This window comes from Permianibacter aggregans (assembly GCF_009756665.1).
GTDB classification, from domain to species: domain Bacteria; phylum Pseudomonadota; class Gammaproteobacteria; order Enterobacterales; family Permianibacteraceae; genus Permianibacter; species Permianibacter aggregans.
The window spans coordinates 4,017,960-4,033,478 of record NZ_CP037953.1 but is presented as its reverse complement, the minus strand read 5'-3'; the positions used below and the strand labels follow the sequence as shown (position 1 = coordinate 4,033,478).

The 15,519-nt window shown below is 54.2% G+C and carries 13 protein-coding genes; 6 read left to right on the top strand and 7 right to left on the bottom strand.

The window, feature by feature from the left end:
- Positions 1–19: 19 nt before the first annotated feature.
- From E2H98_RS18200 to E2H98_RS18190, 3 genes are all read left to right on the top strand, one after another.
- Positions 20–550 carry a glycine cleavage system protein R gene (locus E2H98_RS18200; protein ID WP_133587138.1) on the top strand — a complete coding sequence of 177 codons (531 nt, stop codon included), beginning with the start codon at positions 20–22 and terminating at the stop codon, positions 548–550.
- A 72-nt stretch (positions 551–622) separates the two neighbouring features.
- A complete protein-coding gene (locus tag E2H98_RS18195; RefSeq protein WP_133587136.1) occupies positions 623–1,093 on the top strand; it encodes a peroxiredoxin in 471 nt (156 codons plus the stop codon).
- Between the two features lie 207 nt (positions 1,094–1,300).
- Positions 1,301–2,713: a PhoH family protein gene (locus tag E2H98_RS18190; RefSeq protein ID WP_133587134.1), complete on the top strand. Its 1,413-nt coding sequence runs from the start codon at positions 1,301–1,303 to the stop codon at positions 2,711–2,713.
- Between the two features lie 22 nt (positions 2,714–2,735).
- On the opposite strand, the gene E2H98_RS18185 is transcribed toward E2H98_RS18190, so the two are convergent.
- On the bottom strand, positions 2,736–2,972 hold the full coding sequence (locus E2H98_RS18185; protein WP_133587132.1) for a sulfurtransferase TusA family protein: 237 nt from the start codon (positions 2,970–2,972) through the stop codon (positions 2,736–2,738).
- Between the two features lie 181 nt (positions 2,973–3,153).
- Here E2H98_RS18185 and E2H98_RS18180 point away from each other — a divergent pair, with 181 nt between their 5' ends.
- A complete protein-coding gene (locus E2H98_RS18180; protein WP_133587130.1) occupies positions 3,154–4,590 on the top strand; it encodes a M48 family metalloprotease in 1,437 nt (478 codons plus the stop codon).
- 21 nt (positions 4,591–4,611) lie between these two features.
- On the opposite strand, the gene glnB is transcribed toward E2H98_RS18180, so the two are convergent.
- Together glnB and E2H98_RS18170 are read right to left on the bottom strand one after the other, a co-directional pair.
- Positions 4,612–4,950, bottom strand: a complete 339-nt coding sequence (glnB, locus tag E2H98_RS18175; protein ID WP_133587129.1) for a nitrogen regulatory protein P-II — start codon at positions 4,948–4,950, stop codon at positions 4,612–4,614.
- Positions 4,951–4,998: 48 nt separating this feature from the next.
- Positions 4,999–6,609, bottom strand: coding sequence for an NAD+ synthase (locus tag E2H98_RS18170; protein ID WP_133587127.1), 1,611 nt, complete (start codon positions 6,607–6,609; stop codon positions 4,999–5,001).
- Between the two features lie 209 nt (positions 6,610–6,818).
- Between E2H98_RS18170 and E2H98_RS18165 the strand changes: the two genes are divergently transcribed.
- Positions 6,819–8,456 (top strand): sensor histidine kinase, encoded by a 1,638-nt coding sequence (locus E2H98_RS18165; RefSeq protein ID WP_133587125.1) that lies wholly within the window; start codon positions 6,819–6,821, stop codon positions 8,454–8,456.
- A complete protein-coding gene (locus E2H98_RS18160; protein ID WP_133587123.1) occupies positions 8,453–9,823 on the top strand; it encodes a sigma-54-dependent transcriptional regulator in 1,371 nt (456 codons plus the stop codon). The genes E2H98_RS18165 and E2H98_RS18160 overlap by 4 nt, the downstream gene beginning before the upstream one ends.
- Before the next feature lie 12 nt (positions 9,824–9,835).
- Here E2H98_RS18160 and thiO read toward each other — a convergent pair whose 3' ends face one another.
- The 4 genes from thiO to E2H98_RS18140 all read right to left on the bottom strand — a co-directional run bounded on the left by thiO (position 9,836) and on the right by E2H98_RS18140 (position 15,397).
- Positions 9,836–10,921: a glycine oxidase ThiO gene (gene thiO, locus E2H98_RS18155; RefSeq protein ID WP_133587121.1), complete on the bottom strand. Its 1,086-nt coding sequence runs from the start codon at positions 10,919–10,921 to the stop codon at positions 9,836–9,838.
- Positions 10,922–10,926: 5 nt separating this feature from the next.
- Positions 10,927–11,718, bottom strand: coding sequence for a Crp/Fnr family transcriptional regulator (locus E2H98_RS18150; RefSeq protein ID WP_133587119.1), 792 nt, complete (start codon positions 11,716–11,718; stop codon positions 10,927–10,929).
- A gap of 109 nt (positions 11,719–11,827) precedes the next feature.
- On the bottom strand, positions 11,828–13,870 hold the full coding sequence (locus E2H98_RS18145) for a carboxy terminal-processing peptidase (RefSeq protein WP_232475432.1): 2,043 nt from the start codon (positions 13,868–13,870) through the stop codon (positions 11,828–11,830).
- 330 nt (positions 13,871–14,200) lie between these two features.
- Entirely contained in the window at positions 14,201–15,397 is a 1,197-nt protein-coding gene (locus E2H98_RS18140; RefSeq protein ID WP_133587115.1) for an acyl-CoA dehydrogenase, read from the bottom strand.
- Positions 15,398–15,519: the final 122 nt, after the last annotated feature.

Genomic DNA, 15,519 nt, shown 5'->3' with positions numbered 1-15,519 from the left:
CCTGTACCGCGGTTAGCTCATGTCCAGTTTGCTTGTTTGTTCCGCACTCGGCCCTCACTCTCCAGAAGTCGTCCCTGAATTCGCTCGTCTGGCCACGGAATGCCAGTGCACGATTATTGATATGCGGGTGTCGGTGCTTGGACGGGATATCGTGCTCGGCATTCTGCTGACCGGGCATTGGAATGCCTTAGCCAAATTTGAAATGCAATCGGCGACATTGGCCAATCGTCTGGAGCTGGTGTTCAACACCCGGCGTACGCAAGCCACGCAACTACCGGACGCGTCTTTACCGTACTCTGTACAAATTTTCAGCAGCGACAACGTCAATCTGATTTCCGATGTCACCTCGTTCTTTGTTCAGCAAGGCGTCGCCATTCAAGAGCTGTTTGCCAACACCTACCAAGCCCATCAGACCGGCGGCACCGTCTCGGTGCTGAATCTGGCCATCGCGATACCAGCCAGCACCCATTTGAACGCCTTGCGCGATCAATTCCAGATGCTTTGCGATGAGTGTAATCTCGACGGCATCATGGAGCCGATAAAGAGCTAACATGTTATGGTACGGACCACTCCTGATTCGCGTACAACGAAACGTTGTCGAATAGATTTAAAGAAGGTTCGCATGAGCACGACCATCGGCAAAGCCGCACCCGCTTTTTCGCTCGCCGCCACTGGCGAAAAAACCATCAGCCTGAAAGATTTCAAAGGTCAGCACGTCGTGCTGTACTTCTATCCGCGCGACAGCACACCGGGCTGCACTCAGCAGGGTCAGCAGTTTCGCGACTTGTACCAAAAATTTGCTGCCGAAGATGCAGTGATTCTGGGTGTTTCCCGTGATTCAATGCGTTCGCATGAAAACTTCAAGGCAAGGGAAGCGTTCCCGTTTGATTTGCTGTCCGACCCGGACGAGAAAGCCTGTCAGGCTTATGATGTCATCAAAGAAAAGAATATGTACGGCAAGAAAGTACTCGGCGTCGAACGCAGTACGTTTTTGATCGACAAGAAAGGCATATTGCGCAAGGAATGGCGAAAAGTCAAAGTGCCCGGCCATGTCGCCGAAGTGCTTGCCGAACTGCAGGCATTGAATGCCTGAACAGCAGAAAAATTTGCTGCCGTCCTGCAAAAAACAGTGCTAGTCTTGAATCAAGGCCTGTGTGCAAAACGCCGGCCTTGATCACCCCACCCACTATCGCAAGGAGACCTGCCGCAATTTCCCCAACTGCACATCCATCGGCGCCTAAACTCTGATGCACGAAGCATCGGATTAGACAGATCACAAACGATAACGCAGGATTCCGTGATGGCACGAGCAAAAATCAGTGGTAAACGCCTGTTCGTACTGGATACGAACGTTCTGATGCACGATCCCTCCTCCCTGTTCCGCTTCGCTGAACACGATGTTTTTCTCCCGATGATTGTTTTGGAAGAACTCGACGGCAGCAAGAAAGGCGCCTCGGAAACGGCGCGCAACGTTCGCCAGGTCAGCCGCTTTCTCGACGATTTGCTGAACCAGAATAAATCGATCGATATCGAGAAAGGCATTCCGCTGAACACGATTCCACTCGGCAAGGAATTATGCGAAAAAGTCGCCGGCAAGCTGTATGTGCAAACCCGGGAAATGGCACATGTGCTGCCAGCAACCTTGCCAGGTACCAAAGCCGATAACACGATCCTCAATGTCGCGCTGGCGTTGTCGCAAGAAGCGCGTGCCGAACGCGTAACGCTGGTTTCGAAAGACATCAATCTGCGCATCAAGGCGACGACGCTTAGCATTCACGCCGAAGACTATTTCAACGACCGGGTGCTCGATGAAATCGAACAACTGCACACCGGCATGTTTGCACTGCCACCGAATTTCTGGGAATCGCATGCAAAGAAAATGGATTCCTGGCAGGAAAAAGGCCGCACTTATTACCGTGTTTCCGGACCACTTTGTTCCGAATGGTTTGCCAATCAATGTCTTTACAAAGAAGACGATGACTTTGAAGCGATCGTTCGTCGCATCGAAGGCAAAACGGCGATTATCGAAATCGCCAGCGATTACCGACACAAAAACCACAATGTCTGGGGCATTGTCGCGCGCAATCGCGAACAAAGCTTTGCGCTGAATTTATTGATGGATCCGGACGTCGATTTCGTCACCTTGCAAGGCTCAGCCGGTACCGGCAAAACCTTGCTTACACTGGCTGCAGCCTTGGAACAAACGATAGAGCGCGGTCATTACAAAGAAGTGTTGGTCACTCGGGTGACGGTGCCCGTTGGTGAAGACATTGGTTTTCTGCCCGGTACTGAAGAAGAAAAAATGACGCCGTGGATGGGCGCACTGATGGACAACCTGGAAGTGCTGGCTCCCACCGATGATCACGGCGAATGGGGTCACTCCGCGACGCAAGATGTATTGAAGCGCTGGGTCAAGGTGCGTTCATTGAACTTCATGCGTGGCCGCACATTTTTGAACAAGTTCGTGATCATTGATGAGGCGCAGAACTTGACGCCGAAACAGATGAAAACGCTGGTCACCCGTGCCGGTCCTGGCACCAAGCTGGTTTGTCTCGGCAATGTTGCGCAGATTGACACACCCTATTTAACAGAAACCAGCTCCGGCTTGACCTATGTGGTGGATCGCTTCAAGCACTGGGAACACAGCGGTCACATCACGCTGAAACGCGGCGAGCGTTCACGTCTGGCTGATTACGCATCAGAAATCTTGTAATCAACCAAGAAAGCGGGTGTATTCAGCCCGCTTTTTCAATAACAAATACGAAGGGCGCCTGATCACTCTGGCTCAGCAACTGATGGCCGGCGAGTCGACACCAGGCAGGAATATCCCGGCAACTGCCAGGATCAGTGGCATGCAATTCCAGGCATTGCCCCGGTTGCAGACGATGCATCGCCTGCTTGGCTTTTAACAGTGGCATAGGGCACGGCAGTCCGACCGCGTCGACCTGTAAGCTGATCTGAGGTTCGGTCACAAACAAGGCTCCGGAATTATTTGTACGATTGTGGCGTAATTCATCGCTTCCTCTGGTCTATGCAATTGCAGTGCGCTCGGCCCGTCTCTACAATTTCCGAGCCTTCATGACACGCCTTTCGCGGTGAAGTAGATTAAGACAGTTTAACAGTTGTACCGGACGACAAGGTTTATTGACCACAATGCACACATGGTTTCAGCGAATTCTGACAGGCACGTTGTGTGCAATGCTGCCGATCATTGCCTACAGCAGCGAACTGCCGGATATGGGCAGCTCCACCTCAAAAGTCCTTTCGGAACAGTACGAACAACTGGTCGGCGATGCTTACATGCGCCAGTTGCGCCAGTTCTTGCCGGTTATTGACGATCCGGAACTGGTTGAATACATCAACGATCTCGGTTTTCGACTGGTCGCCAACGCTCCCGATGCACAAGGGCGGCAGTTCTATTTTTTCCTCGTGAATGACTCATCATTGAACGCATTTGCGCTGCCCGGTGGTTACATCGGCGTGCATTCAGAGCTGTTTCTGATGGCTGAAAATGAAAGTGAGTTAGCGGGCGTTCTGGCGCACGAGATCGCCCACGTCACCCAGCGCCATCTGGCGCGCCGTCTGGAACGCCAGCAACAGTTGAGCTTTCCTACTTTGGCGGCAATTCTCGGCGGCCTGATTCTCGCCGCTGCCAACCCAAACGCCGGCATCGCGGCAATGAGTGCCGCCCAGGCCGGTGCCCAGCAGATGCTCATCAACCATACCCGTGCCAATGAATCGGAAGCCGATCGTATCGGCATGCAGATCTTGTCCGAAGTCAATCTTGACCCTTATGGCATGGCTACGTTTTTCGAAAAAATGGAACAAACCACGCGCTACCTGCGTCTGCCACCGCCGGTATTGCTGACCCACCCGGTCAGTCAGCAGCGAATGGCCGATGCCCGTCTGCGAGCCGCGGAATTTCGTGTCGGCCTGGTACCGGCATCGACACGTTTGTATTTGATGCAGACAAAAATGCGGGCGCTTGTCGAAAAAGAAGTTTCGACACTGGAGCGAGCACAAGAAACACTGGACAAACGTGCACCGGATGATGTGCTGACTTTATACAGTCGAGCGCTGTTACGCATGCGTCAGGACAAACCAATCGAAGCACTGACGCTGGCGGAAACCTTGCGTCAACGTGAGCCGAAGAACTTGAGTTTTCTGTTGCTCGCGACGAAAGCGATGAATGCACTGAACCAGCACGACGCGGCGGAAAAACTGTTGGCGAAAGAATTGGAGCTGCAACCAAATCATCATGCGTTGACGGTCGCCTATGCGCAGACCTTGATGGCTAACAACAAGGCGGCAGCCGCTCGGGAAAAATTGCTCGCTTATGTCAGCCTGCCGGATACCGAACCGAATGTTTATCAGTTATTGGCAGCGGCCCAGCAAGCCTCTGGTCATCCCGATGAAGTGCATGAAAGCCAGGGGCTGTATTTGTTGAGTATTGGCGATTTGCATGGTGCACTGGCGCAATTTGAAGTGGCCGTTCGATCCTACTCCGATGACCCTTACGCCAGTGCGCGGATCAATGCTCGCATCAAGCAGATTCAGAATATCTTGATGGAACAGCGGCGGCGCCGCTGATCATCGCATGACAAGCGGCGCTTACAGCGCCGCTTCGTCTTCTTCGCCGGTCCGAATGCGAATCACTTTGTCGACGTCGTACAGGAAAATTTTACCATCGCCGATTTTACCGGTTCGTGCCGTTTCCTGAATCACTTCAACGCAACGATCGGCCAGATCATTTGGCACCACCAGCTCGATTTTCACTTTCGGCAGAAAGTCCACCATGTATTCGGCACCGCGATATAGCTCAGTGTGCCCCTTTTGTCGGCCAAAGCCCTTGACCTCGCAAACCGTCATACCGGTAATGCCGACCTCACCGAGTGCTTCGCGTACATCGTCGAGTTTGAACGGTTTGATAATCGCTTCAATTTTTTTCATGGCTGGTCTCGGTTTGCAGTCGTATTGAAAGTGTAAACGGTATTGCGCTCAGCGCCAGTCATCGGACTGACGGGAGAACCCGGAGGTGATCGGATAACGCCGGTCACGGCCGAAAGCCCGTTTGGAAATGCGCGGTCCCGGTGCGCTTTGCCGACGCTTGTATTCGGCTCGATCGACTAGCTGCATGACACGGCGCACGACATCGCGGTCAAAGCCATCCTTGACGATTTCCTCCAGGCCCCAATCCCGCTCGATATAACGTTCCAGAATGGCATCGAGAACCGGATATGGTGGCAAATTGTCTTCATCTTTCTGGTCCGGCGCCAGCTCCGCTGACGGCGCGCGCTCAATGACCCGACGTGGAATGCGTTCCGTTTCACGATTGCACCATTCCGACAGTTGATAGACGAGCATTTTCGGCAGATCTTTCAGCACATCGAAACCGCCAGCCATATCGCCGTACAGCGTCGCGTAGCCAACCGCCATCTCACTCTTGTTGCCCGTGGTCAGCACCAATGAGCCGAACTTGTTCGACAAGGCCATCAGTGTCGTGCCACGACAGCGCGCCTGCAGATTCTGTTCGGTGACATCAACGGCAGTGCCGGCAAAATGTGGCGCCAGTGTCTTCATGAAGCTATCCACCATCGGCGCAATGTCAATGATGTCAAACCCGGCACCAAGGACTGCAGCCTGTTGCCTGGCATCTTCGATGCTCATTGAGGCGGTGTAGCGATAAGGCATCATCACCGCACGCACATTCTCGGCCCCAATCGCTTCACAGGCGATAACCAGCGTCAGCGCGGAATCGATACCGCCGGATAAACCGAGCAGCACGCCTTTGAAGCCGTTTTTCTGCACGTAATCGCGAACGCTGACCACGAGCGCAGCAAAAATTTCATCCAATGAAGTCTCGCGACGCTCTGGCAGTCGTTCCGGATTGGAGGAGAACAGCTCGTGAATCAGCAAATCATCGGCAAACAATTTGGCGCGCGCCACGCAATGGCCCTGCTCCCAGACTTGCGATTGGCCATCGAAAATCAATTCATCCTGGCCACCAACCTGATTGACATAAACAATCGGTAAACCGCTTTCGCGATGCCGACTGCTGAGCGTCATCAACCGCTCGGCGTTCTGATGTTTGTGCCAAGGCGAACCATTCGGGCTCAGCACCAGCTCGGCGCCAGCAGCTTTGCAAGCGGCAATCGGTTCCGGGTGCCAGAGATCTTCACAAATCAACAAACCGACTTGCCGTCCACGCCAATGGAAAACACAGGTTTCCTCGCCCTCACTGAAATAGCGGTGTTCATCAAATACCAGATAATTCGGCAAACGTTGCTTGCGATAGGTGACTAAATGCTGACCATCAGCAAATACTGAAGCGCTGTTGTAAAGCTGTTGCTGATAGCGCTCGGGGTGACCCACAACAATGGCCACGCCGTGACTGGCCTTGGCAATGTCACTGAGCGCGTGTTCGACACCGCGCAGAAAATCGGCGCGCAGCACCAGATCTTCGGCTGGATAGCCACAAACCACCTGCTCGGAAAAGACAATCAGTTCCGCACCGGCGCTTTTCGCCTGTTCAATCGCAGTCAGCATCCGGGCTGTATTGTGCTGCATGTCGCCGACAATGACGTTCAATTGCACCAAGGCAATTCGCATGTTTCCCACTCCACCACGCCGGCAAGTCCGGCGAAACTTCATTGGCGTGAATTTTCGCCGATCTGGCGGATGATGGATAGCACTGAATCAACAGATATCGTGCTCGCCGACCATGGCAAACAACCACTGAGCGCTCGCTATACTTGCACAAACACCGGAAAATACTGACACTGCGTTTCCACAGTTAATCAGGTCACTTTTGCCACGCGATGAGCCGTCGACCACCACCTGCCCTGATCCGCGCCCGAGAACATAAAGGCACACGCGAGCATTACACCTGGCGTGCGCTGGTCATGTTCAACCTCTATCGCTTTATGGTGGCGGCCGGCATGTTGGTGGTGTTTGAATTTCAACTCGGCCCGCAAATCCTCGGTCACGATACGCCGGATTTGTTTCGGCAAGCCGCTTACACCTATTTCACGCTGACGCTGCTGACCATTCCTCTGCTGTATCGGCGACAGCCCGGCTATCGGACCCAAGTGGTGATCATGGCGGTGATCGACATCATCGCCATCACGGTTGTCATGCACGCCAGTGGCGGGCTAAGCACCGGTTTGGGCGCGTTGCTGGCCGTCAGCATCACGACCACCAGCCTGCTGCTTGCCCGCCCCTGGGCGATTGCTTTCGCTGCCGCCGCCAGTCTGGCCATTGTTACCGAGCATAGTTACGCGTTCTTCCAGGGTGAGCGCAACCTGACCACGTTCACCCAGGCCGGCATTCTCGGCGCGACGTTTTTTGCGATGTCGGCGCTGGCGCTGATGCTGGCGCGACGAATCCGCGAGTCAGAAGAAGTTGCCGAAGCCAGCCGGGCCAGCCTGGCGAAACTGGAGCGCTTGAACGAACACATCATTCAATACATGAATACCGGCGTGTTGGTGATCGATCGACAAGGTCGGATTCAATTGATCAACCATGCCGCCTGGACCATGCTGGGCTTGCCTCAGGGCGTGCAACAATTGCCGCTGGAAGATGTCAGCGTCGCATTGGCCAAGCAGGTTCGGCACTGGCGTCGCAATCCAGAAATGAAAGTGGTGCCGTTCAGCGTAGGCGCAACCTTGCCGGACCTGATGCCGACGTTTACTTCGCTCGGCGCCGATCAAAACCTGACGCTTATCTTCCTCGAAGACACCAGCAAAACGACCCAACAGGCAACCCAGATGAAGCTGGCGTCACTAGGCCGACTGACGGCCAGTATTGCCCACGAAATCCGTAACCCGCTCGGGGCATTGAGCCATGCCGCGCAATTGCTGAAAGAGTCGCAAGAAATCGGTACGGCTGATCAACGGCTGGTCGATATCATCGGCAAGCATTCGGCGCGAATGAATAACATCATCGAGAACATTCTGCAGTTGTCGCAGCGTCAGCCATCGAAAATGGAAACAATTCAACTGCATAGCTTTCTGAATAATTTTCTCGATGATTTCCGGGTCGGTCGCGATCCGGTGCCGGAGATACATCTGGACATCAATCCGCGCGATGCCACCGCCATGTTTGACATCGGACAACTGATACAGGTACTGACCAATCTGTGCGAAAATGGTATACGTTACAGCATCCGCAAAGTGAATCGGCCGCTGCTGGAAATTCATGCCGGACTGGATGCGACCAATCAACGCCCGTTCATCGATGTCATCGATTACGGTGAAGGCATTGCCCCGGAGATCGCGGAGAAAATGTTCGAGCCGTTTTTCACCACCAGCGGCAAAGGCCTTGGCCTCGGATTATATCTGGCGCGTGAGTTATGTGAAGCCAACCAGGCGCAACTGAATTACATTCCGATTCCCACTGGCGGCACCTGTTTTCGCATCAGTTTTGCGCCAATAAGAAGGATACTTCCTGCTCTATGAAAAACCCGTTAGCGCTGATCGTCGATGACGAACCGGATATTCTCGAACTGCTGTCCATCACGCTAGGCCGCATGCGCGTCGACACCAAAGAAGCGGCAACGCTGCAAGAAGCGCGACAACTGCTGGAAGACACGCCGTTCGATATGTGTCTGACTGATCTGCGCCTGCCAGATGGCGATGGCATCGAATTGGTCAAACATATCCAGCAAGTCAAACCGAATCTGCCGGTCGCCGTGATCACCGCACATGGCAATATGCAGACCGCCATTGAGGCGATGAAGGCAGGCGCTTTTGACTTTCTGTCGAAACCCATCGATTTGAACACGCTGCGCGATCTGGTCAAGAACGCGCTGCATCTGCAACCGCCGGCACCGACCACTAAAGAAAGTGATATTCCAACCGGTTCGCCACGTCTGATTGGTTCCAGCAGCCGCATGTCGGCCTTGCGCCAAACCATCGCCAAAGTGTCGCGCTCGCAGGCGCCGATCCATATCACCGGCGAATCCGGTACCGGCAAAGAGCTGGTGGCGCGTTTGATCCACGCCTTGGGTCCACGCAAAGAAGGACCATTTGTACCGGTCAATTGCGGCGCCATTCCCGGCGAGTTGATGGAAAGCGAGTTTTTCGGCCACAAGAAAGGCAGCTTTACCGGCGCCATTGCCGACAAACCGGGCTTGTTTCAAACCGCCGATGGCGGCACGCTTTTTCTCGATGAAGTCGCCGACCTGCCGTTGACGATGCAAGTCAAATTGCTGCGGGCCATTCAGGAGCGTGCGGTACGCCCGGTTGGCGCCAGCAAGGAAATTGCGGTCAATGTGCGCATCGTCAGTGCTACCCACAAAGATCTGGCCGAGCTGGTCAATGCCGGCCAGTTTCGTCAGGACTTGTTCTATAGAATCAACGTTATTTCGGTAACAACGCCATCGCTGCGTGATCGCATTGAGGATATTCCGGAACTGGCGCAATACATCCTGAAAAAGCTGTCGGAGCGTCATCATGTCGACGAACCGAAACTGACCGCTTCGGCAATCAATGGCCTGAAAAAATATGCGTTCCCTGGCAACATCCGCGAGCTGGAAAATATTCTCGAGCGGGCGCTGACCTTGGCTGACGGCCACGAAATCGAAATTGAGGATTTGCAATTACCGGATAGCCCGATGGAGGTCGTTGATCCGGCGGCACTGGCGATGATCACGCCAGGTAAACGCGGCGACATTCCGCTCGACATGTATCTGGAAAAAATCGAACGCGATGCGGTGCTGGAAGCCCTGGAATTTTGTCGATGGAACAAGACCCAGGCAGCCCGCAAGCTCGGCATCAGTTTCCGGGCGATGCGCTATAAATTGCAGAAATTGGGACTCGAATAATCCAGAACCGATTTACGGCTGATACGGCGTCGGATCGATAATCGGCTGGCGCCCCAGTAATTGATCAGCAAGCAAGCGACTGGAAGCCGGCGCCAGCACCACACCATTGCGAAAATGACCGGCATTAATCCACAAGCCCTGCCCTTTTTGCATTTCACCGATACGCGGGACGTTATCGGCAATGCCCGGTCGCAATCCCGCCCAATGTTTTTCAATGCGGTGCTGACGTAGCGGGGGCATGATCCGAAACGCCGACTCCAACAATGACTCGAATGCTTCACTGGTCGTGCTTTTGTCGAAACCAACATACTCCAACGTTGAACCACACAGAATTCGGCCATCGCGACGCGGAATCAGGTAGCGACCATCCTGCAGCACGATACGCTGCAGGCGATGCTCGGTTGGCGCGAACATGATCATCTGGCCGCGCACTGGTTCAATGGCCGGCGCCTCTGGCATCGATTGCAATAACTGACGACTCCAGGCACCGGCACAAATAACCACGTGGCGGGCACGAATAAGCCGCGACTCACTGCGCAGAAACCAATCACCGGATGCATCGCTTTGCATGGACTGGATAGCACAATGCTCATGAACCGCAATGGCATTCAATTCTGCGTAACGACGTAGCGCTTTCATCAAGCGCGGATTGCGCACCTGGGCAATAGCCGGTACCCATAGTGCCTGCTGTTGCGCGGGCAAATCAGGTTGTAGCTCTGATAGCGTTTGGGCATCGACGATCTGAATCCGATTTCCGTGTGCAACGGACCAAGCCAGCGCCTGCTCGGCGTCGTCAACCGACAGCAACAGCAAACCACTTTGCTGCCATTCCGGATCGATGCCTGTTTGCTGCCACAAGGACTCAGATATCGATTGATATTGCTGTTGCGACCAATCGGCCAGCGCCGTAATCGGTGGTGAGTACCGCCATGGATACAACGGTGAAACGATACCACCGCCGGCCCAGGATGCTTCACGTCCGCACTGCTGCGCTTCAAGCACCACAACATCAGCACCGGTCAGCTGTAATTCACGCGCCGTCATCAAACCGATTACGCCACCGCCGATAATGGCGATGTCGTGTTGCGATTCAAGCATCGGGGTTATCGGCCTTTAAGCGAGACAACTTTCTCGTTCAGCGACACAATCACGCGGGCCATGTCGCGCAACAGATTGATAAACAGTTGCGGATGGGAGTTGACCAGTAAATAGAATTCATCGCGGGCCACCATCATCACCTGACAGTCCGTGGCGGCTTTGACGGTAGCGGAGCGCGGCGTACCGGCCAACGCGGCCATGGCACCAAATATTTCATCGGTGCCGATATCGCCGACTTTGACATCAGCGGCAAAGACCTCTGCCCGGCCTTCGAGCAAGGTATAAACAAATTCGGCCGCCTCACCTTCATTGATGATGGTTTCGCCCTGGTGAAAACGACGAAAGCCGGTATGCGGCGACGGCGTTGGCGTCACGTGTTGCGCCAGCAGCGACAGCAAAAACAAACGAGTGCGCTGTTGCCATTGATTGTAAGCGGCCGGCAAACGCGGATCGGCGGAGCACATCAATTGCCAATCCTTGTCATAGAGAACGCGCAATCGTAAAGGACCGTCCCAACTCAATTGCAAATCGCTGCCACCTTGTAGAAAGTCGCCCGCTACAAACAAATCGCCGGGTTCCAATACCAGCAGGCGTTTGTTCTGGCCTCGAACAACGGCATTGCCATCTTCAATCCAGCACAGCATCAGGCCGTCAAAGCGCAAATCGGCGGCACTGTGTTCGGATAATGTCAAATCTTGCCAAGGATGGCTGACCAGGCTACAGAGCACAGCAGCAGACTGTTCGAGATGGTTGGTGGCAGCCTGCAACGAGACAGACGGTTCAATCAGCGGAATCATTCCAACTTCCTGCGTCGAATCGAATGGTTGAATGAAAAATCAGATAACGAACGTGAAACGAGATTTGAAAGCAAGAAACGATGCCGTGGCATCGTTTCTTGCTTTGTCGTCAATTGCTCTTACGCGTATTGGCGCGCGTGTCTTCGGATGCGACCAATGGCGCACCCGCTTTCAACCAGATCAAGTCACCGAGAATCTTTGCTGACTCATCCAGATAAACATCCTGATCGTTTTTGTTGTCACGCTCTTCCGGCAAAGCCTTCAGCGGCGCTTCGCCGCGCAGCGCCCGGCGGGCGTTTTCACGCTCCAGTGCCGTCGCTTTCACCCGCTCGCGATCAGCTTTCCGATCCTCGAGTTTCAGCGAAATGGATTTGTCATCCTTGCGGGCGTTGTATTCAGCGATGTCGCTCTTGATGTACTGGAACTCCATGTTGTTGTTGATGCGTTTGTCAGAGATTGCACCAAGCTGCGGAATCCAGCGTTGCAGTTCATTCGACGCCGTGTAACGGGTGGCCATCGTAAAATCCCAAGGCATGGCGTTGTCGAGCGAGCTTTCACCGTATTCAGCGTGATCGAACAAGCTTGGGAAGGTCAGGTCTGGCGTGACACCACGGTGCTGGGTGCTACCGCCGTTAATCCGGTAAAACTTCTGCACGGTATATTTCAGCGCACCCATCGTTTCCGACGCGCGATCACGATAACGATTCAAATCGGCAATCGTTTGCACGGTGCCTTTACCAAACGTGGTTTCACCGAGAATGATGGCACGACCATAATCCTGCAGCGCGGCAGCAAGAATTTCCGAAGCCGAAGCACTTTGGCCATTGACCAGTACCGCCAACGGGCCAGTCCAAACCGGTTCCGATTCTGGCGACGTGATCACCGATACCTGACCGAACTGGTTTTTCTCCTGCACAACCGGACCGCCCTTGACAAACAAACCGGTCATTGAAGCCGCTTCATCCAGCGCGCCGCCACCGTTGTTGCGCAAATCGAGCACAACCGCATCGACACTCTGGTTATTGAATTCATTCAACAGACGTTTCACATCGCGGGACACGGAAACATAGTTTTTGTCACCGCGCATCCGTGCATCGAAATCGATGTAAAACTTTGGCACGGTGATGACGCCAACCTTGACGTCTTTGCCGTGACTGTTGATCGTCAGCAGCTTCGATTTCGCTGCTTCGTCTTCGAGCTTCACTTTTTCCCGAACGATCGAAATGGTTTTGCTGGCGCCATCGACACCGGCAGTGTTCGGCACCACTTCCAGTTTGACAATCGTGCCGGCCTTGCCGCGAATCAGTTTGACGACATCATCCAAACGCCAGCCGATGACATCGACCATTTCACCACTGTCCTGACCGACCGCGATGATCTTGTCTTCCGGTTTGATTTGTTTCGATTTATCGGCCGGCCCCATTTCCACCAGGCTGACTACTTTCGTGTAGACATCGTCCGACTGCAGCACCGCACCAATGCCTTCCAATGACAAGCGCATTTCAATATTGAAATTTTCGGCCTGCGGCGGCGAGAAATAGCTGGCGTGCGGATCAATCGATGAAGTCACCGCGTTCATGAACGTGCTGAACACATCTTCGCTGTTCAGTTGCGTCATCCGGCGCTTGGCCACTTCGTAACGCTTGGTCAGCAGAGTTTGAATTTCCGGCCAGGCCTTGTCCGCCAATTTCAGGTTCAGGGCATCGTTCTTGACTCGTTGACGCCAGAGTTCATTGAGCTCTTTGCTGTCCTTGGCCCATGGGCTGTTTTCGCGATCAAAATAATACTGATCGTCGACATCAAACTTCATTTCGGTTTTCAGCAGCTCGATCGCGTAGTCGTAACGCTCGGCCCAGCGCTGCTGAAATATCTGATAAATCTCATAAGGTACGCTGAGATCGCCGGAGATCAGCGCGTCATCAAACGTCGTGCGGTAGCGGTCGAAACGTGAGACATCGCTGGCCAGCAAATAACTTTTGCTGCCATCGAGCATCTTGAAATACTGCTCGTGGATTTTGGCCGACAATTCGTCGTTGATACGCGGTCGGGCGTAATGGTAGTCGGACAACAGCCGAGCAATATACGTGGCTGATTGGGCTTGAGTACGGCCCGGGTTAAGCGTCGATTTTTCCGGCGCTGCCGGTAGCGGCATTGAGGCTGCCCCCACCAAAGCCAGAGACAGGGCTGCCACACCAAACCGCAGACCCCAATTCGACTTGTGCTTTACCAACATATGCTCACCCACTTTCGTTACCGATTAGATCGCGTCAATACCGCTTCGGGCGGCACAGACAGCATTGCTCAAGCATGGCACAAAGCGCCAGTGCCTGCCATGTTCCGTTTGACTGTTTTGTAGGGAATTGTTACGGGAATCGCAGTAAAAAACGTCATTTTGCTGATGGACGGTAAGCGATAGTACTTACGTCTAATCGCCAGCGCGGTGGCAGAGTGCCGCCGCGCTGGCCAATACTGCGACAACAGATTAATAGAACGCCTGTATCCCGGTTTGTGCCCGGCCGAGAATCAGTGCGTGCACGTCATGGGTACCTTCGTAAGTGTTGACCGCTTCCAGGTTCATGACATGGCGAATGACGTGGAATTCATCGGCAATGCCGTTGCCGCCATGCATGTCACGAGCAACGCGGGCAATATCCAGCGCCTTGCCACAGGCATTGCGCTTGACCAGTGAAATCATTTCCGGCTTGAAGCGGTGCTCGTCGATCAAACGACCGACGCGCAGGCTGGCCTGCAGGCCAAGGGTGATTTCGGTTTGCATATCGGCCAGCTTTTTCTGCACCAACTGGGTCGCCGCCAGCGGCTTGCCGAACTGTTTGCGCTCCAGTGTGTACTGACGCGCCGCGTGCCAGCAGAATTCAGCAGCGCCCATTGCGCCCCAGGAAATGCCGTAGCGGGCCATATTCAGACAGCCGAACGGCCCTTTCAGACCTTCGATTTCCGGGAACATGTTCTCTTCCGGCACAAACACCTCATCCATGACGATTTCGCCGGTAATCGAGGCGCGTAAGGAGAACTTGCCTTCGATTTTTGGCGCGCTCAAGCCCTTCATGCCTTTTTCCAGCACAAAGCCGCGGATCTTGCCTTCGTCATTCTTGGCCCAAACGACGAACACATCGGCGATGGGTGAATTGGTGATCCACATCTTGCTGCCAGACAGCAAATAGCCGCCATCGACTTTCCGAGCCCGGGTTTTCATGCCGGCTGGATCGGAGCCGGCATCCGGCTCGGTCAGGCCAAAGCAACCAACAAATTCACCACTGGCCAGCTTCGGCAGATATTTCTGCTTTTGCGCTTCACTGCCGTATTTATAAATCGGGTACATGACCAGGCTGGATTGTACGGAGCAGGCCGAACGATAGCCGGAATCCACCCGCTCGACTTCACGCGCGACCAGGCCGTAAGCGACATAACTGGCGCCAGCACAACCGTAGCCGTCGACGGTGATGCCGAGCAGGCCCAGTTCGCCCATTTCATTCATGATTTCGCGCTCGAAGCGTTCGTGCCGATTGGCTTCCAGCACTCGTGGCATCAGCTTGCTTTGGCAGTATTCGCGCGCGCTGTCGCGAATCATCCGTTCTTCTTCGGTCAGCTGATCATCCAAGTACAGGATATCGTCCCAATTGGCCAATACGTTACTGCCCGATTTATTCGCTTCCGACATGCTTGCTCCTGTAGCGTTTCGCTAATGTTGACGCTGGCATTGTACGTGAGCCGCCAGGGTCACTCCATCCGACCAGACTTGACTTTGCGCAAATTCGACTACACTTGAGCATAGTGAAGCAC